The sequence below is a fragment of the Kitasatospora sp. NPDC018619 genome, from assembly GCF_044391605.1.
Lineage (GTDB): Bacteria > Actinomycetota > Actinomycetes > Streptomycetales > Streptomycetaceae > Kitasatospora.
In genome coordinates this window covers 1-22,387 of the sequence record NZ_JBISAI010000024.1, presented here as the reverse complement: position 1 = coordinate 22,387, position 22,387 = coordinate 1, and the positions used below count along the sequence as shown (strand labels likewise).

Genomic DNA, 22,387 nt, shown 5'->3' with positions numbered 1-22,387 from the left:
CGGGCTCAGCCCAGCCACTGCCGGGCGCCGGCGCTCTCGCCGACGATCCGCGCCAGCTCTCCGTCGACGGTCGCGGCCGCCCTCCGGAAGACCTCCCGCCCCGTGGCGGTGAGCCGGATCTGGTAGCCGCGGCCGTCACCCGGGGAGGGCCGGCGGTCCACGTACTCCGCATCGACCATCTGCGCCACCATCCGGGACACCTGGGGCTGGCTGCGCGAGGTGCGGGTACTGACCTCCCCCGGGCGGACCCAGTCCCCCTCCGCCCAGAGCACCTCCATGATCTCGTACGCCGTCACGCAGAGATCGAACTCGTCGGACAGGGTGTGCTCGATCCTCTGGTTCATCTGCGCGCAGACGCGCACCAGGGACAGCCACCGATCGGCAAGAGGAGTGTTCGCCACGCTCCGAAGTCTAGATCCGACCCCCCTGGCATGTCGATTCATGCGCATGTATCTTGTTGCCCCGGAAAGGAGAACCGATGACTGAGGCAATCTCACTCGTGGACGCCAAGCAGGAGAACGACCGAGGGACGACCCAGGGGCAGGCCCCCGAACCCCCCAAAACCTCCTGGATGCCGATGGCCGCCGTCGGCGTGGCCCAGCTGATGGTCATGCTGGACTCGACGGTCGTGAACGTGGCGCTGCCCTCGATCGGCTCCCAGCTCCCCGCCGACCAGACCGCCCTCCAGTGGACGATCAGCGCCTACATCCTCATGTACGGCAGCCTGCTGCTCTTCGGCGGCCGGGTCGCCGACGTCATCGGACGGCGCCGCTCCTTCCTGACCGGCCTGGCCACCTTCGCGGTCGCCTCCGTGCTGTGCGGCCTCGCCGGCAACCAGGAGCTGCTGATCGCCGGCCGCGTGCTCCAGGGCCTGGGCGCCGCGGTGCTCTCCGCCGCCGCCCTCTCGATCGTGGTGACGGTCTACCAGAACGAGGACCAGCGCAAGGCCGCCCTCGCCACCTGGAGCGGCCTCGGCGTGATCGGCGCCATCCTCGGCGCCGTCCTCGGCGGCCTGATCGTCTCGGCCGTCAGCTGGCGCTGGGCCTTCCTGATCAACATCCCGATCAGCCTCGCCTCCGCCGTCATCGGACTGCGCAGCCTGCCCGCCATGCGCTCCGCGGAGCGCCGCCCGCTGCGCCTGCCCACCGCCTTCTTCGCCACCGCCGGCCTGGCCAGCCTGTCCTTCGGCCTGATCCGGCTGCACGACGGCATGACCTCCGCCACCGCCTGGGCAGGCATCGGCCTGTCCGTGCTCCTGCTCGCCGGCGTCGCCCGCTCCGAGCTGGGCAAGTCCGACCCGCTGCTCCCGCTGCACCTGCTGCGCATCCCGACCTACTGGCTCAGCAGCCTCGGCCTGCTGCTCGCCGCGATCGTCATGATGGGCAGCTCCTACCTGGCCAGCAACTACTTCCAGGGCGCGCACGACATGAGCGCCTTCGCCACCGGCCTCTCGATGCTGCCGATGGGCCTGGCCGCGCTGGTCTTCGCCTCCGTCGTGCCCAACCTGATCGGCGCCGTCGGCCCGGGCCTGACCTACCTGATCGGCGCGCTCACCCAGATCGCCGGTGCCGCCGTGCTGGTCACCGGACCGTCCAGCACCGTCGTCGCCATCATCGCGCTGACCGTCATCGGAGCCGGCCTGCCCACCTGCTTCGTCCCCCTCTACGGGGTCGGCACCGCACACGTCCGCCCCGAGGAGTCGGGCGTCGGCTCCGGCCTGCTGAACACCTTCAACGAGAGCGGCGCCGCCCTCGGCATCGCGGTGATCGGCACCATCCTGGCCACCTCCACGGACGGCGAGCTGTCCTCCGGCGCGACCGCGGCGGACGCCATGACCACCGGCGTCGGCCACGGCTTCCTCGCCGTCGCGATCTGCGCGGCCGTCGCCGCCTGCATCGCCCTGGGCCTGCACCGGCTGACCCGCGCCGCCGCCGGACCGGCCGGTACCACGGAGTCCTGACCACGGACTCCCGAGACCACCCTCCCCGGGCCGGACCGGCCCCCGGAACCGCCCGACCGTCCCCCCTTCGGTCGGGCGGTTCCCGTCGCCCCGGCACCGCTCCTGCGGGGCGCGGCCGGTCACGCGGTCGCGCCGGCCAGCCAGCCCTCCAGCGGGACGCGGCAGGAGTTGAGGATGCCGGCGATCGTCCCGTACGTCCCGACCAGCGCCAGGAGTTCCAGCACCTGCGCCTCGGAGTACCGCTCGACCAGCGCCTGCCAGGTGTCCGGGGCGAGCGCGTGCCCGTCGTGCAGTTCGTCGACGGCCCGCAGCCGGGTGCGGTCCGCCTCCGACCAGTCCGGGTGCTCCGGCCCCTCCTGGACGCGGGCGGTCTCGGGCCCGGTCAGCCCGGCCGCGGCGCCGAGGCGGACGTGGTGCTCCCCCACTCGTACGTCGAACCGGTGCGGTGCGCGGTGCGGAGCACGGCCAACTCCCGTTCACGGAACGGCAGCAGGCTTTGGTTGAGCTGGGCCGGCAGGGGCGCGAGGCGACCAGCAGGTCGGGGTGGTGGCCGACGGTGGCCAGGACGTCGAGCACCGGGCGGCCCTCCAGCGGCCCGGCGCCCCCGGCGAACAGGGGCGGCCGCGGGGCCCGCACGCGCCCGGCGAGCGCCGCGATCTTCCGGGGTGACCTCGACGACCCGACACGACCAGCGCCGCACCGCGACCCGGGAGCGGCTGCTGACCGCGGCACTGGAGCTGTTCGCCACCCAGGGGTACGCGGCCACCACGTACGACCGCATCGCCCGCCGCGCGGACGTGGGACGCCAGAGGGCCTTCAACCACTTCCTCCGCAAGGAGGACTTCGTCACCGCCTGGGTCCAGCAGTGGCACGAGGTGCTGGACCGGCACGAGGAGACGCGGACCGGCGCCGTCGAAGCGCTCGCGAGCGCACTGCGCACCCTCGCGGAGCTCAACGAGCGGGAGTGCGCGCTGGCGAAGGAGCTGCACGACAGCGGAGTGCTGCACGCCGCCTTCGGCCTCGGCACCACGGCGCCGCGGGCGTTCGTCGCCGCCGCGCTCCGGGGGCACGAACAGGGCGAGATCCGACTGGGCCTGAACCCGTGCGCCCTCGCCGACCTGGTGTTCGACCTCTGCGTCACGACCCTGAGCCGCTGGCTGGCCGCCGACGCCTCCTACCCGCTGGCCGACGCCCTGCTCGCCAGGCTCCGCCTCCTCGCGGACGGCTTCAGGGCCTGACGGGCCCCCCGGGCACCCCCGGGCCCCTGGCCGGGGCGGGGCCAGGGGCGGGGCGGCGCCGGGAACGGGCGGCTGTCAGGCGCGGTCGCCGCGCAGGACGGCCTCCGCGAGGTCGACCGCCTCGCGCAGCGGCACGAGCCGGCAGTCGGCCGTACCGATGCGGGCGCTGGTGATGCCGCGGGCGGCGCGCAGCACCTCGCCGCCGAGCGGGCCGAAGTGCAGGTCGTCCAGGTCGGGCGCCAGGAAGGCCGTCCAGCCGTCCTCCCCGACGCAGCGGTACTCGCGCACGGCCACGTCGGGCAGCCGGAGGTCGGCCAGGTGGAAGCCGGTGAACCGGTCCATCGGGACGCCGAGCATCAGCACCCGGGCGTCCAGGTCGTAGAGCCGCCCGAGCGGCGACTCCGGGCCGAGGTGGGAGGTCAGCGGGTGGTGGGCGGTGATCTCCCGGGCGTGCCGGCCGACGGCCGCCCAGGAGGTCTGGGGGTGGCGGCTGCGCAGCGCGCCCGGCCACGAGCGGACGGCCTCCGACAGCGCCCCCATGGAGGGCGAGGCCGGGGTGGTGGCCGGGTCGAAGCGGGGCATCCGGGCGAGGTGGTCGGCCACCTCCGCCGGGGAGAGACCGGCGATGGCGGACTGGTGGAGGCGGGAGCTGGCGGAGTTCTCGGGCGTGGCGGTGTAGGCGACCAGCGTGCCGTCGGGGCCCAGGAGTTCGAGCAGGGCCCGGACCACGCCGGCCGCTCCGCCCGGCACCGGTCCGAGGGCGCGCAACGATGCCTGGACGTGCAGCACCGTGCCCGGTCGGACCCCGAGGCCGGCGAGGTCGGGGACGAGGGGGTGGCGGGGGGAGGCGACGGCGAGGCCGCCGGCGCGGGGTTCGGTGAGGATGGCGTTTCCCCGGGGTTGAGGGCCCCGGGCGGGCTGGACCCGGGGCGGCGCGAGTGGGGGACGTCAGACCCCGGCGCGTTCCCGCCGGACCCGGTCGGCCGCCCGTTCGGCGGCGGCGGGCAGCGGCAGGGCGAGCCAGGGTGCCAGGGTGGCACGCATGCCGTCGGCGAAGCGCGAGCCGGCGCCGGTCAGGGCCCCGGACGACGCCAGCCGCTCCACGGCCTCGGCGGTGTACCGCCGCCAGAGGGCGAACTGTTCGCGCGCCCGGTCGGCGGCCGTGCCCGGCAGTCCGTCGTACGCGAGGGTGCGGGTGCCCCAGTACTCGGTGACGGCCAGGTGGGCGTAGGTGCCCTGGAACAGCCCTTCGAGCGGCCGGGGGTCGGGCCGCCAGGGGGCGAGGTACAGCGCGGTGTCGGCCCGGTCGTACAGGTCCGTCAGGTCGAGCACGGCGCCGAGCTTGACGTGCTGGAACTCGTGGGCGAGCAGCAGGGCGAGGGTCGGCGCGGTGGCCGGCCGGGCGATGGCGACGGCGCCGTACGCCTGCCGGGCCGCCGAGCTGACGTCCCGGCCGGCCGGGCCGGGCCGCAGCGGGGTGACCGTCGTCAGGCCGGCCCGGATGCCCTCCGCGTACCCGGGCAGGTCCCGCCCGAGCAGCTCCCAGGCCTCGCGCAACGCGCCCGTCCAGGCCAGCAGTTCGCCGTCGGACAGCCGGTCCGCGACGGGGTGGTCGTGGCTGTCGCGCAGCGGGTCGGCGTCCTCCAGCGCGACCGTCCAGCCGTCGGCCGGCCGCACCCGCCGCAGCGGTTCGTCCAGCACGGTGCGCACCGAGCCGTCGGCCGCCCGGACCTCGAAGCCGTCCGCCCGGCCGGTGACGACCGCCTCGCCGTCGGGTACGGCGAGGCGGCCGAGCGTCGGCAGGTGCAGCCACCCGCCCCGGACGGGCACCGCCACCGCGTCGCCCCGGCCCGCCCGTACCGCGGCGGCGGCGGCGAGCGCGGCGAGCCCGCCGAGGCCGACCGGGAGGTCCCCGGCGAGCCGGCGGGCCGCCCAGGCACGCGCGTACGGGTGGGCCAGCACGGCGTCCACCGCGGCCGGGGCCGCCGTGTCGAGCTCCGCGAGCAGGGCCCACGCCCCGGCCCGCCCCTGCCCGGAGGCGTCCCAGGCGGCGGCCAGCATGGCGCGGGTGAGGGCGAGTTGGGAGCGGCCGAGCGCGGCGACGGTCTGACCGCTCCCGTATCCGCGTGCGAGCTCGTCGAGTTGCGCCGGGCTGAGCCCGCCGGGCAGCAGCGGCCCGCCGCCGGGCCGGGGGGCCTCGGCCGCCTGCGCCGGAACGCCGACCGGACTCCCGCTCCCCGCAATGCCGTTGATGAACGTCATGAGATCACCGCAGTAGACGGAGGGATGGTCGAAGCTGCCTGCTCCATCGTCGCTCCGATAGCGGTGGGCGTACAGCCCGCCGCCGCAGGAGCGGACCACGGAGCAGGCCCGGCAGGCCTCGCTCAGTCCGGCCAGGCCGGACTGGCGGGCGGCGATGCCGGGGTGGCGGGCGAGGTCGTCGAGGCTGTGCGCGAAGACGTCCATCCCGGTGGCGGGTGCGCCGTCGTACGCGGTCTTCAGGCTGTCGGCCTGCTCGAAGGTCCCGTCGGTCTCCAGGACCGCCAGGTCGGAGGGCTCCAGGCCGAGCGACTCGGTGAGGCTGGAGAGCCCCCGCAGGGTGCGGTGCACGGATTCGAAGGTCCGCACGGCGAACGGCCGACCGTCCGCCTCCCACAGCCGGTGGACGGTCAGCAGCCAGTCGGCGTACGGGGTGGTGCCCGAGCCGGCGGGGCGCTTGGGCGGGTCGTCCCAGGTGGCGTGCGGGAGCAGGAAGTCCACCGCGGGCGGGCGGAGTTCGGCCAGCGCCCGGTAGACGGCGCCGGGGTCGTTCTCGACGTCCACCGTGCACAGCAGCCCGAGGAACAGGTGCCGGAAGGCGGGCTCGTCCAGCAGCGCGACGGCCCGGAGCACCTGCGGGTGGCTGCTGCGACCGTCGGCGAACCGCCGGTGGCGGTCGTTGGCGGCCCGGTCGCCGTCCAGCGAGACGCCGACCCTGATCCCCTGCTCCGCGAAGAGCGCGCAGAATTCCCGGTTCAGCAGCACGCCGTTGGTGTGGATCCGCAGGTCGAGCGCGCAGCCGGACGGGAGCGCCGCCCGGAGCGCCTCGGCGGCGCGGCGCAGCCGGTCCGGGCCGGCGAGCAGGGGTTCTCCCCCGTGCAGGACGACCCGGACGGCGGGCAGCCGGTGGGCAGCCGCGTGCTCGCCGATGCGTTCGGCGGCCTTGGCCAGGATCCCGTCCGCGATGACCTTCGGCCGGGAGCGCCAACTGCTGTCCGCGTGCTCGTAGACGTAGCAGTGGTCGCAGGCCAGATCGCACCTGCTGTGCATCTTGACCACGAACTGCGTCAGCGGCAGCGGGATCGACGTCGTCATGGGTCCGGGACTGTTCGGTTCGGCCCGGTCCGGTCTGCGCCCGGGTGCGCGGGCCGGGCCGGATCGAGGAGTTGACGGCTCAGATCGAGGAGTTGAACGCGGCGACCGGCACGAGGCCGGAGTCCGCGCCCGGGAGCGCGCGCTGGAGGCGGGCGGCGAGTTCCTCCGCGCCGAGCGCGGCGAGGTCGGCGAGGGAGGGGCGTTCCGGCGTCTCCTGAGGATCAGTGAGGGTGCCGGCCGGCCTGGTGCTGGTTACCGGAGTCATGTTCGTTTCCTTAGGCGCGGTTAGGACCTGCCGAGGGTGGGTAGGCCCACCCGGTTGCGACCAATGTAGTGCCCGCGGGGACTCCGCGCGGCACCTTGTGGAGTCGCGTGGGGCTCCCCGGGCTGCCGACGTCGCACGACGGCGCATCGGCCCCCTGGAATTCACCCGTTCAGCGGTCGCGCGCTCCGCCGTGGCGCACGCCGAAGCGCGTCGCCGGGGGAGGGTGCGGACCGCTGGCCGGGGCCCACCCCGGGAGTGCCCCGCGGAGCCCCCGGACAACCGCCCCATCCGGCCAAGCCTCCGGCGCTCCGGATTCATTCCCCCGGCGCGCCGGGCTCCCCCGGCTCCTTGGACCCCCCTCGCTCCCCCTGCTCCCCCCGCCCGCCGCCCGCTCCGAGCGCCCGGACGGCCCGCACCAGCTCGGTGGTGAACTCCCGCCCGGTGTCGGTCAGTTCGCCGCACTCCAGGAGCGTCCGCCCGGCCCCCAGGGTGTGCGCCCGCCACCGGACGAACTCCCCCCGCGCACGGCCGCGGCCGCCCGCTCCCGCGCCCACCGGAGCGCCCGCTTCCGCCCGCCAGAAGTCCGCCACCCCCAGGTGCGCGTACGCCCCCTGGAGCAGCGCCCCGGCCGGCCGCGGGTCGGGCCGCCAGGGAGCGTGGTAGACCGCCGGGCCGTTGGGGCGGTGCAGCGGCACCAGGTCCAGCAGGGCGCCGAGTTGGACGTGCAGGAACTCGTGCACCAGGGCCAGCGCCAGCAGCACCGGATCGCCCGGCAGCGAGGCCGCCACCGCGCCGTACGCCCGCCGGGCGGCCGCGCTGACCGTCTCCCCGCCGGGGGCGGGCCGCAGCGGTACGACGGTGGTCACGCAGGCCGCGACGGCCGCCGCGTGGTGGCGGTGGCGCCGCACCAGGATCTCCCAGGCCTCGGCCAGGCACCGCTCCCAGCGCAGGAGTTCGGCCTCGGAGAGCGGGCCGGCCGGCGGGTGCCCGTAGTCCACCCGGCGCGGTCCGGCGTGGTCGACGGACGGCTCCCAGCGCAGCCCGTCGCACTCCAGCGCGAGCCTCGGGCCCGGAGCCGGGCGGAGGAACCCGGCCAGCCCGTCGAGCGGGACGGGCCCGCCCTCCGCCGCACCGCGCAGGCAGTCCGCCGCCCAGGCGTCCAGTTCGGGCCGCAGCAGCACCTCCTCCCACCGCGCCCGGTCGCCCTGCCGCAGCGCCCGCACCCGGGCGTACGCCTCCCGGTAGCCGTCGTGCTCCGGCACCGCCCGGCGCAGCGCCAGCAGCAGCAGCGCCCGCTTGCTCACCTGCCCGGCGCGCAGCAGCCGGACGGCCTCCGGCCCGCCGCGCGCGCCCGCGATCGCCCGGAACGTCGCCCGGTCCACCCCGTGCCGGGGCAGCCCGTCCGCCCCGTCCGCCCCCTCCGCCCCCCGCGCCCCCGGCACCCCGGCCGCCACCGCCGCCTCGCCCGTACCCGCCACCGCTCCTCCTCCGTGCGCCCGCCGGCCCGGTCGGCCGGCCCAACCCCCAACCCGCCGGGCCCGCCCCCGGTCTCCCCGCGCCCGGGCGGATCAGCCGGACGGCGGCCGGGCCTCACCCGGACGGGTGAGCCGGACGCGCACCCCGGCCGTGCGCCCGGGCATCCGCTCCCCCGCCGGCGGGCCCCCTCGGTTCCGCGCCGGCTCAGTCCCGCGCCGGCCGCGCCAGCTCCGCGACCCCCGCCCGCAGGCGCCGCGCGATGTGCCGGATCAGCCGGTCCAGGTCCGCGCAGTACACCGACGGGTGCCCGAAGCCGTCCCCCGCGTACCGGTGCGCGTACAGGCCCCCGCCGCAGACCCGGGCCAGCGGGCAGCCGGCGCAGACCGGCCCGAGGCCCGCCAGGCCGCGCTGGCGGGCGCGGAAGGCCGGGTGCGCGCCCGCCGGCCCGAAGCCGTGCCGCCAGACGTCCAGGCCGGTCCCCGGGGCGCCGTCGTAGGCCGCCTTGAGGCTGTCCGCCTGCTCGACGGCCCCGTCCGCCTCGACCACCACCAGGTCGACGGGCGCCAGCCCGACCGCCTCGCTGGCCGCCCGCCCGCCGAGCAGCAGCACCGCCAGCTCCTCGAACAGCCGCACCCCGGTCTCCCGGCGCGGCGCGTCGAACCAGCGGTCGAAGGCGGCGACCAGCCACTCCCCGTACGGCGCCGGCCGGCCGCCCGAGGGCGGCGCCTGCGGCACCGGCCGCGGCGGGAGGCCCGGCGGCGGCTCCCGCCAGGTCCCGTGCGGCAGCAGCAGGTCGAGCCGGGGCGGCGCGAACTCCAGCAGCGCCTCGTAGGTCTCCACCGGGTCGGCGAGCAGGTCGACGACGCACAGCAGCCCGGCGAACAGCCCCCGGTGCGGCTCGGAGCCCAGCAGCCGGACCGCCTCGGCGGTGCGCGCCCAGCTGCCCGCGCCGGAGGGCAGCCGGCGGTGCCGGTCGTGGCCGGCCCGGGTGCCGTCCAGCGAGACCCCGACCGCGACCCGGTACCGGTGCAGCACGTCGAGCAGCGCCGGTTCCTCCAGCAGCCGCAGCCCGTTGGTCTGCACGGTGAACCGCACCCGGGGCCGGATGCCCGCCAACTCGCCCAGCAGCGCGTCCAGGTGGGCCGCGCCGACGAGCAGCGGCTCCCCGCCGTGCAGCACCACGGACACCTCGTCCAGCCCGTGCTCGGCGGCGTGCTCGTCGATCCGCCGGGCGGTGCGGCGGGCGGTGGCGAGCTCCATCCGCCGCGGCCGTCCGCGCCAGCTCTGGTCCGCGCCCTCGTACACGTAGCAGTAGTCGCAGGCCAGGTTGCACCGACTGTGGATCTTGAGCAGGAACTGCCGGAACGGCACCATGACGGTGAGCCTAGAACACGGTTCCCGAGGTGCCGTCACACGTGCGGCGGCTCCACGTCCGAGTCCAGCCGCGTCCCGGCCCGCACCGCGACCGTCGTCGGGTGCTCCTCCCCGAGGGTGATCCGGGCCCGCCGGATGCACTCCGCCCGCAGCTCCGCGGCCCGCTCGGCGTACCCGAGGGCGGCCAGCGACAGCGCCAGGTTGGAGTTGATGCCGATCGAGTCGTAGTGGTCCTGGCCGAGCGCGGCGGTCATCAACGGCTCGGCCTCCAGCTCCAGTTCGAGCGCGGCCCGGAGCTCCCCGGCCAGCGCCAGGTCGTTGGCGTGGTTCATCATGGCGATCGGGATGTAGAGGTGGTGCGCGCCGAGGACGGTGCGGAACTGCGCCAGCGTGCGGCCGGACAGCTCGCGCGCCTCCACCGTGCGCCCCGCCAGCCGCAGGTACACCGAGAGGTTGTTGGCGCCGGCCAGCGTCACCGGGTGGTCCTCGCCCAGGTAGTCGCGGTACCGCGCCAGCGCCCGTTCGGCCAGCGGGATCGCCCGGCCGGTGTCGCCGAGCGCGTTGAGGTCGCTGGCCAGGTTGGTGGCGGCGGCCAGGGTGTCGGGGTGCTCGGGGCCGTTGATGTCCAGGTAGCGCTGGTAGATGTCCTCGTCGATCTCCAGGGCCTCGTGGTAGCGGCCGGCCCGGCGCAGTGCCACGGCCAGGTTCTTGCGGGCGCGCAGGGTGTCGGTGTGGCCGTCGCCGATGGTCTGCTGGTAGATCCGGACGGTCTCCTCCAGCAGGTCCAGCGCCTCCCGCAGGCGCCCGGTCTCGCGCAGGTCGCGGGCGTAGTTGGAGGCCGAGGAGAGCGCGTACAGGCTGTGCGCGCCGAGCGCGTCGCGCTGCTGGAGGTAGTTGCTGCGGTGCCGTTCCAGGGCGGCCCGGCGGTCCCCGGCCAGGTAGTCGGAGACGGCGAGGTTGTTGGTGATCATCAGCGTCCGCGGGTGGTCCGGCCCGAGGGTGCGCCGGGCGGCGTCCAGGGTGCGGCGGTCGAGCGCCCGGGCCTCGTCGTAGCGGCCGAGGAAGCGCAGGTCGGCGCCGAGGCTGTTGGCGACGGCGAGGGTGTGGGAGTGCTCCGGGCCCAGCGTCGCGGTGAAGCGCTCCAGGATGTCCCGGTCCATCTCGTACGCCTCCTGGAGGGCGCCCTGGGAGCGGCGGATGTTGCTGAGCTGGGTGCGCAGCATGAGCGTCTGGGCGTCGTTGTCGGCGTCGAAGCCGGGCCCGCCGTAGCCCTCCTGGCGCCAGTGCCACAGCGTCCGCTCGGCCAGTTCCCGGCCGGACTCGTGCAGGCTGCGCTTCCACTGGTAGCGGACCGAGTCGATGATCCACTGCCGGACGTCCTCGTCGGCGCTGTCCAGCGCGCCGGAGGGCTGGAGGTGGGGCAGGAGTTCGGCGTACTCGGCCCAGTTCACCGGCACGTCCGGGTCGCCGGGGTTGGCGGTGGCGAGCGCGGCGTGCACCACGCCGCGCAGTTCGGCCCGCCGCTCCTCCTCGACCTGGTCGCGCAGCACCGCCTGGACGAGCCGGTGCACGGTGATGGTCTCGCTGCCCTGGTCGGTGCGGGCGAGCCCGAACCGGTTGATGGCGCGCAGGAACTCCCCGATCGCGAGCTTGTCGCGGGGTGCCCGCGGGGGCAGCCGCAGGGCGCGGGTGACGGCCCGGCTGTAGAGCAGCCGCATCGGGATGGCGTCCGGGCCGAAGAAGGCGCAGATCTCCAGGATCTGGGCGGCCGGGGCGTTCATCCGGCGCAGCTCCTCGACCGAGATGCGCCAGGTCGCCGCGGCCGAGTGGGGGTAGTCGGCGGCGCGCAACCGGGTGCGTTCGAGCATCTCGGTGAGCTCTTCGTCGAGCAGTTCGAGGTAGGTCGCGATCGGCATCGAGGTCTCCTGGAGCCAGACGGCGGCCTGGCCGACGGCGAGCGGGAGGTCGCCGAGGCGGTGCGCGACCTGGTCGGCGTCCTCCGAGGAGAGGCCGCTGTTGAAGCGGCGCAGCAGCCGGACGCTCTCCTCGCGCAGGAAGACGTCGACCTCGACCAGGCCGGCGTGCCGGGCCCAGCCCTGGTTGCGGGAGGTGATCAGCACGTGCCCGCCGGAGGAGCCGGCCGGCTGCCACGGGGCGAGCTCCTCGGGGGTGCCGGCGTTGTCGAAGACGAGCAGCCAGCGGCGGTACGGCTGGCCGCGGCGCAGCGCGTCGAGCACGGCGGCGGCGGTGTGGGCGACGTCGTCGCTGGTGGGCACGCCGAGCCGGGGGGCGAGTTCGGCGAGCTTCTGCGGGATGTTGGCGGGCTCCTCGGCGGGCACCCACCAGACCACGTCGTAGGCGGCCTTGAAGCGGTGCGCGTACTCGGCGGCGATCTGCGACTTGCCCGCCCCGCCGAAGCCGTAGAGCACCTGGCTGAGCACGGCCGCGGGCCCGCCGGTGAAGCGGTTGCGGAGCAGTTCCAGCAGCTTGCCGCGGCCGATGAAGGCGGCGTTGCGCGAGGGCGCGTCCTGGACCTGCGGGGCGGTGCCGGGGAACCGCGCCGGGGCGAGGAACTCCCCGCTGTCGCTCTCGGGTTGGCGGTTGCTGCCGGGCGGCGGCCCGAACTCGGCGTAGAGCTGCGCCTCGGCGCCGACCGCGGAGGAGCGGACCAGGTCGGGCACCGGCCGCGCGGTGAACGGGCGGGGCACCGGCTCGTCCGGGTCCTGGAGCCGGAAGGGGACCAGCGCCGGGGAGCCGGAGGCCAGTTCGCGCCCCTGGAGGAGCTGCCAGACCTCGGCGGCCCGGGGCAGCGCGGTGTACTCCGGCGAGAGCAGCGCGAGCAGCCGGCCCTGGCCGTCGACCGGCCCGGCGACCTCGGGCGGCCGGGGGCCCGTGTACGGTTCGGCGGCGCTGTGCAGGGAGGTCTGGTAGCCGAAGCGGGTGAGCGTCCCGGCGGCCCACTCGGCCCACATCCGGTCCTCGGGGGCGTAGCTGACGAACACCTGGCGCGGCACCGCGCGGGCGGAGCGCAGGTAGGCGCCGTAGAGCCGGCGGCGGGTCTCGGCGGTGAGCGGGCGCAGGGTGCGGACCCGGCCGTCGGTGATCCAGCCGGCCAGCCGTTCGAAGGCGTTGAGCAGGCTGCGGGCCTCCTGCGGCCGGTCGGCGACGGTGGCGGGCACCTCCTCGTAGGCGTAGAAGGGCTTGTACGGCACCTCGACGTCGGCCCAGTAGGCGGCGCGGCGGTCGCCGGACAGCCAGCGGCCGAGGTACGGGGCGAAGGCCTCGCGGGCGTAGTCCCGCCCGGCCTCCAGCCGCTCCTGCTCGGCGTCCTCGACCCGCATCGGCACCGGCAGGACCCGGATCGCCCGTTCCTCCGCCTCGGCGATGGCGCGGGCGGCGTCCACGCCGCCGCGGATGTTCTGGGCGCTGAAGGTGAAGCAGTCGACCACGGTGTCGGGCATCAGGACGGTGCAGATGCCGGAGGTGTCGCTGACGCCGGTGCGGCTGTCGATGAGCACGTAGTCGTAGCTCCGGGCCCAGCGTTCGCGCAGCTCCCGCAGGAACTCGCCGCCGCGGATGTCCCGGCCGTGGTAGAAGCTGCGCCAGTTGAAGCTGGTGACGGCGGGGGCGTAGGCGGCGTTCTGCCGGCCGGCGGGCAGGAAGTCGAGCCGGCCGCCGGGTGGCAGGTCGAGGGCGAGGCCGCAGACGTAGCCGTCCAGGCGGCCGGGCTCGTCCAGCCAGACGGCCGGGGGCTGCCCGACCGGCCCGGCGGCGGAGGGCAGCGCCTGCCGGACGTAGGAGCGCAGCAGGTCGATCAGGCCGTCGGTGGAGTGGAGCTCCGGGTCGACCAGCAGCGGGTGGTAGTAGCGGTGGAGGCCGGGGGCCTCCAGGTCCCAGTCGACGACCAGGACGCGCAGGCCGCGGCTGGCGAGGATCCAGCCGACGTTGGCGAGCGCCATGGTGCGGCCGGTGCCGCCCTTGAAGGAGTAGAACGTGACGACCGATCCCGGTCCGCCGCGCTCCGGCTCCGTGCCGGGTTCAGTGGTCATCGTTCGTCTCCCCCCTCAGCGGGGCGGCGGTGTCCTCGCCCCGGCTCTGGTGCGGCAGGTCCGTGGAGCCCGGCAGGCCCCGGTCCACGCGTGCGGGCGGCCCCTCGCGGGGCCCCGGCGGGCCGGCCGGGATGGCCAGCCCGGGCATCACCGGGCCGGTGTCCGGGCCGCCGCCCGGGCCGAAGCCGAAGGCGTCGCCGCCATCGTCCCCCCAATCCAGGTTGTCGTCCATGAGCTTGTTCTGAGCGACCGTCACCATGATGGTGAGGTCGTTGTCGAAGCTCTCCCGGCTCACTTTGACCCGGAACAAGTGCTCCAGGTCGCTCCGGCGCAGCCAGTTGCGCCGGAACACGTCACGCACGCCCGCCCAGAGCGCGTCGCGCCCCGGCCCGTCGGCCGGGTCGTCGCTGCCGGTGGGCACCATCACGCCGGTGACGGGGTGGTTCTGCTCGTCGTACGCGCGCAGCGCGGAGCGGTAGCGGTCGGCGCCGGCCACCCACGGGTCCACCAGCAGGATGCTGACCTGGCTGTCCTCGCGGGCCTGGTCGAGCTTGTCGGCGAGGGCGGCGTCGACCTCCTCCAGCGTGGTGGTGTGCCCGGCGCCGGTGATCACCTGCTGGGCGCGGGCGGCCAGCGAGGGCTGGGTGGGCGGGTGGTAGGGCGCCCAGTGCCAGGGCTTGGCGCCGTACCAGCCGCCCGCCCGGGAGCCGCCCCCGGCGCCGGCGTCCGAGGCGCGCCCGGCCGCGATGAACAGCCGCACCATCCCGGGGGCGGAGGCCACCGGCGGCGCGGCCGGCGGGGGGAAGTAGCCGCGCACGGCGCCGAGGTCGAACTCGGGCAGCTCGCCGAGCCGGCGCGCGGCCGCGTCCCGGACCCGCTCCGCGACCACCCGGACGACCTGCTCGTACGCCCCGGCCTGCGCGGTGCGCAGCAGGGCCCGCAGGCCGTGCCGGGCGTAGGCCTCGCCCATGTCCGGCTGGGCCCACTGGATCTTGTTCACCTCGTCGGCGAGGGTGCCCGGCTCGACGGGCTCCCAGAGCACCGGGACGAGCGCCGGGATGAGCTCCCCGGTGTCCTCGTGGTGGCGCCGGACCCGGCCGCGGAAGGCCGTCCACTCCTTGCCGCAGTAGAGGCTGTTGAAGTAGGCCGGGGAGTAGAGCGCGATCATGGTCCGGCTGCGGCCGAGCATCGTCGCCAGCTTCTCGGCCCAGTCGTCGCCCAGGCGCAGCTGTTCGGTGTCCCGGTAGGCCAGCTCCTCGACCCGCACGCCGGTGCCGACCAGCCGGCCGAGTTCGTCCCGCAGGTCGTTGAAGAACTGGTTGACGAAGGCGTCCTCGGCCTCGTAGTCCCGGCGCGCGTAGCTGAAGAAGAAGTACGGCCGGTGCTGTTCCTGCTCGATCACCCTTTTCCCCCCGTGCCCGACGTCCGCGACGGCGCTGGTTTCATACCCCAGCATGTCGCGAACTCCACTGCTGACGCAGGGGAGTTGGGGGATTCCGCGGGCCGGGGCGGTTTAGCCGGAGGTCAGGCGCACTCGCCGGGCCGGGAGCGCTCCGGCGCCCGGGGGGGCGCGCCGGCGGGGGCGCGGGCGCCGGGGCGGGGCGCTACCGGTCGAGCGCGGACTGGAAGGCGGCGAGCGGCTCCGCGCCGGGCGTCAGGGCGTCCGCGACCACCCGGCGCAGCAGGTCACCGAGGACGGTGTCGGGCAGGGCGTCGAGCCCGTCGAGCGGCAGGGCGGTGACGTCGACCAGGTCAGAGCCGAGTCCAGCGGCGGTTTCCGCACCGGTGACGCCCATCAGTCCCTCACTCGATCGTGTCGGCACAGCGGGCTGCCGGCCGGAAGTGCATCGACCCAGGTCCGCGACGGGCATCGTACACCCGCGGGGTGACGTACCGTCAGCTCCGCGCGGGCGCCGCGCGGAGCCGGTGGGCCGGACGGATCACGGGCAGAGCCGCTCCACCCGCCACCCCGCCGGGCCGGACGGGTCGACGACGTAGCGCAGCCGGTCGTGCAGCCGGTTCTCCCGGCCCTGCCAGAACTCGATGCTCTGCGGGACCACCCGGTACCCGCCCCAGAACGGCGGGACGGGCACGCCCTCGCCCTCCGGGTAGCGGCGCTCCAGCTCGGCGTAGCGCCGTTCGAGGACCTCGCGGCTCTCGACCGGGCTGGACTGCTCGCTGGCCCAGGCGCCCAGCTGGGAGCCGTGCGGGCGGGTGCGGAAGTAGGCGGCGGTCTCGTCCCGGCCGACCTTCTCCACCCGGCCCTGGACGATCACCTGGCGGGCCAGCGCGATCCACGGGAACAGCAGCCCCGCGTGGGGGTTGGCGGCCAGTTCGGAGCCCTTGCGGGAGCCGTAGTTGGTGAAGAACACGAAGCCGCGCAGGTCGTAGCCCTTGAGCAGGACGGTGCGCGAGCTGGGCCGCCCCTCGGCGTCGGCGGTGGAGAGCACCATCGCGTTGGGCTCCGCCACCCCGGCGTCGTCCGCCTCGTGGAACCAGCGGGTGAACTGGCCGATCGGCTCGGACGCGAGCTGCTCCTCGACCAGGCCCTCGTGGCTGTAGTGCTTGCGCATCACGGTGAGGTCCGGGCCGGGGCGGGCCTCGTCGGCCAGGGTCCGGTTGGCGGGGCTCGGGGGCGTCGACTGGGCGCGATCCGGGGTCTGCACGCCAACATCATCCCGTACGACAAGCAACGGGCGCCGCCACCTCCGGACAAACCCCGGTGGGAGTTCAGGTGACCCGCCGCCGATCGGCCGCCCGCCGTGCGGGGGATTGTCCAGGGCCGGGCGTTTGGTCCCCCGGGTCGCCGTCGCGCCGGGGCGCGAGCGGCCCCTGCGGGAGGAGGGCCGCGCCGCCCGAAGGGAAACATCACCACGGTGGTGTATGGCGCAATGCACCCCGTGCCTGTCACTCTGGCACCGAGTGCCAAACACCATTCGGTCACGGGCGCGCCGCCCCACCACGGCGGAGCGCCGATCACAGAACTGAGGGAGCCGTCGCATGTCCGACTTCGTACCCGGGCTTGAGGGAGTCGTCGCGTTCGAGAGCGAGATCGCCGAACCGGACCGTGAAGGCGGCGCCCTGCGGTACCGCGGTGTCGACATCGACGACCTGGTGGGCAACGTCTCCTTCGGCCACGTCTGGGGCCTGCTGGTGGACGGCAAGTTCAACCCCGGCCTGCCGGCCGCCGAGCCCTTCCCGATCCCGGTGCACTCCGGCGACATCCGGGTCGACGTGCAGTCCGCGCTCGCCATGCTCGCCCCGGTCTGGGGCCTCAAGCCGCTGCTGGACATCGACGCCGAGCAGGCCCGCGACGACCTCGCCCGGGCCGCCGTGATGGCGCTGTCCTACGTCGCCCAGTCGGCCCGCGGCCAGGGGCTGCCGATGGTCCCGCAGAGCGAGATCGACAAGGCCGAGACGGTCGTCGAGCGGTTCATGATCCGCTGGCGCGGCGAGCCGGACCCGAAGCACGTCAAGGCCGTCGACGCCTACTGGACCTCGGCCGCCGAGCACGGCATGAACGCCTCCACCTTCACCGCCCGGGTCATCGCCTCCACCGGCGCCGACGTCGCGGCCGCGCTCTCCGGCGCGGTCGGCGCGATGTCCGGCCCGCTGCACGGCGGCGCGCCGTCCCGCGTGCTCGGCATGATCGAGGAGATCGAGCGCACCGGCGACGCCACCGCCTGGGTCAAGAACGCCCTGGACAAGGGCGAGCGCCTGATGGGCTTCGGACACCGCGTCTACCGCGCCGAGGACCCGCGCGCCCGGGTGCTGCGCCGCACCGCCAAGGAGCTCGGCGCGCCGCGCTTCGAGGTCGCCGAGGCGCTGGAGAAGGCCGCGCTGGAGGAGCTGCACAACCGCCGCCCGGACCGCGTGCTGGCCACCAACGTCGAGTTCTGGGCCGCCATCATGCTGGACTTCGCCGAGGTCCCGGCGCACATGTTCACCTCGATGTTCACCTGCGCGCGCACCGCGGGCTGGTCGGCGCACATCCTGGAGCAGAAGCGCACGGGCCGGCTCGTGCGCCCCTCCGCGCGCTACATCGGCCCCGGCCCGCGCCGTCCCGAGGAGATCGAGGGCTGGGACGCCATCACCGGCTGACCTCCCCGCCCGGGAACCGGACGAGCGTCCGGACAGTGCCTCTGAACAGCGGGTCCGGCTCCGGCCGGGCCCGCTGTCGCGCGGCCGCGCCCGGCCCGCCCGGAGCCGTGACCACGGTCTCAGCGGGCGGACGGCCGTACCCCGCGGAACCTCCGGCCGGTAGGCTGCGCGCGTGGCTCAGATCCAGATCCCCGCTGACATCAAGCCCGCAGACGGCCGTTTCGGCTGCGGACCGTCCAAGGTGCGCCCCGAGGCCCTGAGTGCCCTCGCCGCCACCCAGACCTCCCTGCTCGGCACCTCACACCGCCAGGCCCCGGTCAAGAACGTGGTCAAGCGCGTCCGCGAGGGCGTGAGCAGCCTGTTCTCGCTGCCGGACGGCTACCAGGTCGTCCTCGGCAACGGCGGCTCCACCGCCTTCTGGGACATCGCCGCCTTCGGCCTGGTACGGGAGAAGTCCCAGCACCTGGACTTCGGCGAGTTCTCCTCGAAGTTCGCCTCCTCGGTCAAGGCCGCGCCGTGGCTCGGTGAGCCGACCGTGATCAAGAGCGCCCCGGGCACCCACCCGCTGCCGGCCGCCGAGGCCGGCGTGGACGTCTACGCGCTCACCCACAACGAGACCTCGACCGGCGTCGCGATGCCGATCGCCCGCCCGGCCGGCGCCGACGAGGGCTCGCTGGTCCTGGTGGACGCCACCTCGGGCGCGGGCGGCCTGCCGGTGGACATCGCCGAGACGGACGTCTACTACTTCGCCCCGCAGAAGTCCTTCGCCTCCGAGGGCGGCCTGTGGCTGGCCACCTTCTCCCCGGCCGCCCTGGAGCGCGCCGCCGGGATCGCCGCCTCCGGCCGCTACATCCCGCCGTTCTTCTCGCTGCCGACGGCCATCGACAACTCGTCGAAGGACCAGACGTACAACACGCCGTCGCTCTCCACCCTCTTCCTGCTGGCCGACCAGCTGGACTGGATGAACGGCAACGGCGGGCTGGACTGGGCCGTCGCCCGTACCGCCGACTCCTCGTCCCGGCTGTACTCCTGGGCCGAGAAGTCCGCCTACGCCACGCCCTTCGTGGCGAACCCGGCCGAGCGCTCCCAGGTGGTCGGCACCATCGACTTCGACGAGTCGGTGGACGCCGCCGCGGTGGCCAAGGCGCTGCGCGCCAACGGCATCGTGGACACCGAGCCGTACCGCAAGCTGGGCCGCAACCAGCTGCGCATCGCGATGTTCCCGGCGATCGACCCGGCGGACGTCGAGGCGCTCACCCACTGCATCGACTACGTGGTCGAGCAGCTCTGACCCGGCGCCCCAGGACACGGCCGAGGGCCACCGCCGACGGGCGGTGGCCCTCTCGCCGTTCCGGGAGCCGGTGGCCGCCGAGCCGGTGGCCGCGGAGCGGGTGGCCGCGCGGCTGCGTGGCCGCAGGGCCTCGCCGGTGGGCCGCGGGGCCGCTAGCGGCCGACCAGCGAACTGATCAGCACGACGACCAGCATCAGCACCAGGGTGCCGGAGACGATGCGCATACGAGTCTTGGGATCCACGGTCAACGAGCGTACCTCCGGCTCACCCCGGACTCGTCCCGGGGCCTGGGCCCCAGTCCGCCAGCGCCCAGGAGCGCAGCGACTCGTAGTGCACCGGTCCGCCGCCCTGGTCGCTGCGGACCAGGTGCAGCCGGGCGGCCTCCCACTCGGGCCCCCGGTAGTCGGCCAGCGCCGCCACCAGGCCGTCCAGCTCGGCCGCCGCGAGCCTGCGCACGGCCCGCCGGTGGCCGCGCGAGGAGCCCGCCCGGGCCAGCGTGAGGTGCGGGTGGAAGGGGAAGCCGTCGCTCGCCCCGGTGACCTCGGCGGCGGCCCCGGCGACGGCCTCGGCCAGCCGCCGCAGCGCCCACGCCTGCCCCTCGACACCGGCCCAGAGCACCCGGTCGCCGAACCGCCCCGCGCCCGCGATCCGCAGCCGGTGCACCGGGTGGACGGCGGCGACGGCGGCCAGCCCCGCCTCCAGCTCCGGCAGCCGCTCGGCCGGCACCTCGCCCAGGAAGGCCAGGGTCAGGTGCCAGCCGTCGACGCCGGTCCAGCGCAGCCGTTCCGCCCCGGGCAGCTCCCGCACCGGCGCGAGCGCGTCGGCGAGCCCCTGCAGCGCCCCGGCCGGCGGCAGCACCGCCACGAACAACCTCATGGACCCATCTTCCCGCGCACGCCGGTCCGGGATAGAACGGATCCATGATCGATTCCAGCCTGGAGATCCGCACCGGCGGCCCCGAGGACGTCCCCGACATCCTCGCCCTGCTCGACGGCGCCGTGGCCTGGCTGGCCGCCCGCGGCCGCACCGGCCAGTGGGGCGACCAGCCCTTCAGCACCGACCCGGCCCGGTCGGAGCACGTCGCGAAGTACGCCGCCGAGCCGTTCCTGATCCGCCTCGCCGTGGACGGGCAGGGCCGGACGGTCGGCTCCTGCGTGCTGTCCGAGGAGCGCGGCGCGCACGTCCCCGCCGTGGCCGAGCGCGAGCTGTTCGTCCGCAACCTGGTCACCGACCGCGGCCGCAAGGGCTCCGGCATCGGCGCCGCGCTGATCGCCGACGCGGTGGCGCAGGCCCGTCGGCGCGGCATCGGCCTGCTCCGGGTGGACTGCTACGCCGGCGCCGACCGCCGGCTGGTCGCCCAGTACCGGGCGCTCGGCTTCACCGAGACCGAGGGCTTCGAGGTCCAGCGGCCGGACGGCGACGTCTGGCCGGGCCAGGTCCTCGCCATCCGGCTCTGACCCCGCCACGGCCCCGGGGCGCCTCCCGGGGCCCGGCGCGCCGCCGGCGGCGTCAGCAGGCGGTGGCCAGCTCCGGCTTGGCCGCCGCGCCGGTGCGCGGCACGAAGGCCACCACCCGGCCGCCGCGGCCCGGGTGCAGGTCGAACCGCACCCGCAGGTCCGCACTGCGGGCCAGCACCAGGCCGACCGCGACGGCCGCCGCCGCGGACACCAGCCCGCAGGCCAGCAGGCCGAGCCGGGGCCCGTAGGAGGCCGTCACCCAGCCGACGATCGGGGCGCCGATCGGCGTGCCGCCGGTGAAGACCAGCACCAGCAGGCCCATCACCCGGCCGCGCATCTCCGGGTCGGTGGCCAGTTGCAGCGAGGAGTTGACCGAGGTGTTGAAGCTCAGTCCGAAGACCCCGACCAGCACCAGCAGCAGCGCGAAGGTCCAGTAGTCGGGCGCGAACGCGGCGACCACCTCCAGCAGGCCGAAGGCCAGCGCCGCACCGACCAGTCGGCGCAGCCGCGGGGCGCCCCGGCGGGCGGCGAGCAGCGCGCCGGCCAGCGAGCCGACCGCCATCGCGGTGTTGAGCAGGCCGTACTGGCCGGCGCCCACCTTGAAGGTGTCGTACGCGAAGCCGGAGAGCAGCGTCGGGAAGTTGAAGCCGAAGGTGCCGATGAACCCGGCCAGCACCATCGGCCAGAGCAGCTCGGGCCGCTCCCGCACGTACCGCAGGCCCTCGCGCAGCTGCCCCTTCTCACGGGCGATCGGCTCGGTCGGGCGCAGCTCGCTCTCCCGCATCGCGAGCAGCCCGCCGATCACGGCGGCGAAGGAGAGCGCGTTGACGGCGAACGCCCAGCCGCTGCCGACCGCGGCGATCAGCAGGCCCGCGACGGCGGGGCCGACCAGCCGGGCGGTCTGGAAGTTGGCGGCGTTCAGACTGACGGCGTTGGCGAGGTCCTTGGGGCCGACCATCTCGGAGACGAACGCCTGCCGGGTCGGGTTGTCCACCACGGTGACCAGGCCGAGCAGCAGGGCGAAGGCGTACACGTAGTACGGCGTCACCACGCCGCCGACGGTCAGCACCGCGAGGCCGGCGGCCAGCAGGCCCATCGCGCCCTGGGTGTAGATCAGCAGCCGGCGCTTGGGCATCCGGTCCGCGAGCACGCCGCCGAACAGGCCGAGCAGCAGCATCGGCAGGAACTGCATGGCGGTGGTGATGCCGACCGCGAGCGGGCTGCCGGTGAGGCTCAGCACGAGCCAGTCCTGGGCGATCCGCTGCATCCAGGTGCCGGTGTTGGACACCACCTGGCCGGCGAAGTAGTAGCGGTAGTTGCGAACGCGCAGGGAGGAGAACATCCCTCCGGGCCGGGTGAAGCGGGCGCCGGTCGGGGACGCTGCCGCGTGGGTGCGGCGCTGGGCGGCGGGGTCCGCCGCGGTGCGTTCGTCGGGGTCGTCGTCGCCGCTGCCGGGCAGTCCCGTGGGGGCGGGGGCCTGGGCGTCGGCGGCCGCGGCACTGGCCGCGGCGGGGTCGGTGGTCGGTTCGTCGGTGCGGATGGCGGCGGCGCTGGCTGCGGCCGGCGGTGTCACGGTGGTCTCCCCTCGTGGCGGGGGGGGGGGGGGGGGGGGGGGCGCGCGGCGGGGGGGGGGGGGGGGGGGGGGGGGGGGGGGGGGGGGGGGGGGGGGCGGGGGGGGGGGGGGGGGGGGGGGGGGGGGGGGGGGGGGGGGGGGGGGGGGGGGGGGGGGGGGGGGGGGGGGGGGGGGGGGGGGGGGGCCCGGGGGGGGGGGGGGGCCCCGGCGGAGGCCGGAGGCCCGTCGGGGCGGCCGCGCCGGGGCGGT

At 75.6% G+C, this 22,387-nt stretch carries 18 protein-coding genes; 5 read left to right on the top strand and 13 right to left on the bottom strand.

From position 1 onward, the window contains the following. Positions 1-5: 5 nt before the first annotated feature. Positions 6-401: a MarR family winged helix-turn-helix transcriptional regulator gene (locus tag ACH5AR_RS29355; protein ID WP_396304552.1), complete on the bottom strand. Its 396-nt coding sequence runs from the start codon at positions 399-401 to the stop codon at positions 6-8. Between the two features lie 77 nt (positions 402-478). On the opposite strand from ACH5AR_RS29355, the gene ACH5AR_RS29350 reads away from it, so the two are divergent. Then, entirely contained in the window at positions 479-1,960 is a 1,482-nt protein-coding gene (locus tag ACH5AR_RS29350) for an MFS transporter (RefSeq protein ID WP_396304551.1), read from the top strand. A gap of 119 nt (positions 1,961-2,079) precedes the next feature. On the opposite strand, the gene ACH5AR_RS29345 is transcribed toward ACH5AR_RS29350, so the two are convergent. Continuing rightward, the gene (locus ACH5AR_RS29345) at positions 2,080-2,385 is read right to left on the bottom strand and encodes a carboxymuconolactone decarboxylase family protein (RefSeq protein ID WP_396304550.1); all 306 of its coding nucleotides are present in this window, start codon (positions 2,383-2,385) and stop codon (positions 2,080-2,082) included. A gap of 240 nt (positions 2,386-2,625) precedes the next feature. On the opposite strand from ACH5AR_RS29345, the gene ACH5AR_RS29340 reads away from it, so the two are divergent. Next, positions 2,626-3,198: a TetR/AcrR family transcriptional regulator gene (locus tag ACH5AR_RS29340; protein ID WP_396304549.1), complete on the top strand. Its 573-nt coding sequence runs from the start codon at positions 2,626-2,628 to the stop codon at positions 3,196-3,198. A gap of 75 nt (positions 3,199-3,273) precedes the next feature. On the opposite strand, the gene ACH5AR_RS29335 is transcribed toward ACH5AR_RS29340, so the two are convergent. From ACH5AR_RS29335 to pdxH, 9 genes are all read right to left on the bottom strand, one after another. Then, a complete protein-coding gene (locus ACH5AR_RS29335) occupies positions 3,274-3,987 on the bottom strand; it encodes an aminoglycoside N(3)-acetyltransferase (RefSeq protein WP_396304548.1) in 714 nt (237 codons plus the stop codon). Positions 3,988-4,146: 159 nt separating this feature from the next. Next, positions 4,147-6,552 carry an FxsB family cyclophane-forming radical SAM/SPASM peptide maturase gene (locus tag ACH5AR_RS29330; protein WP_396304547.1) on the bottom strand — a complete coding sequence of 802 codons (2,406 nt, stop codon included), beginning with the start codon at positions 6,550-6,552 and terminating at the stop codon, positions 4,147-4,149. A 79-nt stretch (positions 6,553-6,631) separates the two neighbouring features. Further along, the gene (locus ACH5AR_RS29325; protein WP_396304546.1) at positions 6,632-6,817 is read right to left on the bottom strand and encodes a hypothetical protein; all 186 of its coding nucleotides are present in this window, start codon (positions 6,815-6,817) and stop codon (positions 6,632-6,634) included. Between the two features lie 314 nt (positions 6,818-7,131). Further along, complete coding sequence (locus ACH5AR_RS29320) at positions 7,132-8,295, bottom strand: aKG-HExxH-type peptide beta-hydroxylase (protein WP_396304545.1); 1,164 nt, start codon at positions 8,293-8,295, stop codon at positions 7,132-7,134. A 202-nt stretch (positions 8,296-8,497) separates the two neighbouring features. Then, on the bottom strand, positions 8,498-9,667 hold the full coding sequence (locus tag ACH5AR_RS29315; protein ID WP_396304544.1) for an FxsB family cyclophane-forming radical SAM/SPASM peptide maturase: 1,170 nt from the start codon (positions 9,665-9,667) through the stop codon (positions 8,498-8,500). Positions 9,668-9,702: 35 nt separating this feature from the next. Further along, positions 9,703-13,716 carry an FxSxx-COOH system tetratricopeptide repeat protein gene (gene fxsT / locus ACH5AR_RS29310; protein WP_396304543.1) on the bottom strand — a complete coding sequence of 1,338 codons (4,014 nt, stop codon included), beginning with the start codon at positions 13,714-13,716 and terminating at the stop codon, positions 9,703-9,705. Beyond that, positions 13,706-15,118, bottom strand: a complete 1,413-nt coding sequence (locus ACH5AR_RS29305) for a TIR-like protein FxsC (protein ID WP_396304542.1) — start codon at positions 15,116-15,118, stop codon at positions 13,706-13,708. The genes fxsT and ACH5AR_RS29305 overlap by 11 nt, the downstream gene beginning before the upstream one ends. 202 nt (positions 15,119-15,320) lie before the next feature. After that, positions 15,321-15,512, bottom strand: a complete 192-nt coding sequence (gene fxsA / locus ACH5AR_RS29300) for an FxSxx-COOH cyclophane-containing RiPP peptide (RefSeq protein ID WP_396304541.1) — start codon at positions 15,510-15,512, stop codon at positions 15,321-15,323. A gap of 144 nt (positions 15,513-15,656) precedes the next feature. After that, on the bottom strand, positions 15,657-16,289 hold the full coding sequence (gene pdxH / locus ACH5AR_RS29295) for a pyridoxamine 5'-phosphate oxidase (protein ID WP_396304616.1): 633 nt from the start codon (positions 16,287-16,289) through the stop codon (positions 15,657-15,659). Positions 16,290-16,716: 427 nt separating this feature from the next. Here pdxH and ACH5AR_RS29290 point away from each other — a divergent pair, with 427 nt between their 5' ends. Next, positions 16,717-17,817: a citrate synthase 2 gene (locus ACH5AR_RS29290; protein ID WP_396304540.1), complete on the top strand. Its 1,101-nt coding sequence runs from the start codon at positions 16,717-16,719 to the stop codon at positions 17,815-17,817. 172 nt (positions 17,818-17,989) lie between these two features. Further along, a complete protein-coding gene (gene serC, locus ACH5AR_RS29285) occupies positions 17,990-19,108 on the top strand; it encodes a phosphoserine transaminase (RefSeq protein ID WP_396304539.1) in 1,119 nt (372 codons plus the stop codon). Between the two features lie 264 nt (positions 19,109-19,372). On the opposite strand, the gene thpR is transcribed toward serC, so the two are convergent. Beyond that, on the bottom strand, positions 19,373-19,984 hold the full coding sequence (gene thpR / locus ACH5AR_RS29280; RefSeq protein WP_396304538.1) for an RNA 2',3'-cyclic phosphodiesterase: 612 nt from the start codon (positions 19,982-19,984) through the stop codon (positions 19,373-19,375). A 44-nt stretch (positions 19,985-20,028) separates the two neighbouring features. On the opposite strand from thpR, the gene ACH5AR_RS29275 reads away from it, so the two are divergent. After that, positions 20,029-20,565: a GNAT family N-acetyltransferase gene (locus ACH5AR_RS29275; protein WP_396304537.1), complete on the top strand. Its 537-nt coding sequence runs from the start codon at positions 20,029-20,031 to the stop codon at positions 20,563-20,565. A gap of 52 nt (positions 20,566-20,617) precedes the next feature. Here ACH5AR_RS29275 and ACH5AR_RS29270 read toward each other — a convergent pair whose 3' ends face one another. Continuing rightward, positions 20,618-21,907 (bottom strand): MFS transporter, encoded by a 1,290-nt coding sequence (locus tag ACH5AR_RS29270; RefSeq protein WP_396304615.1) that lies wholly within the window; start codon positions 21,905-21,907, stop codon positions 20,618-20,620. Positions 21,908-22,387: the final 480 nt, after the last annotated feature.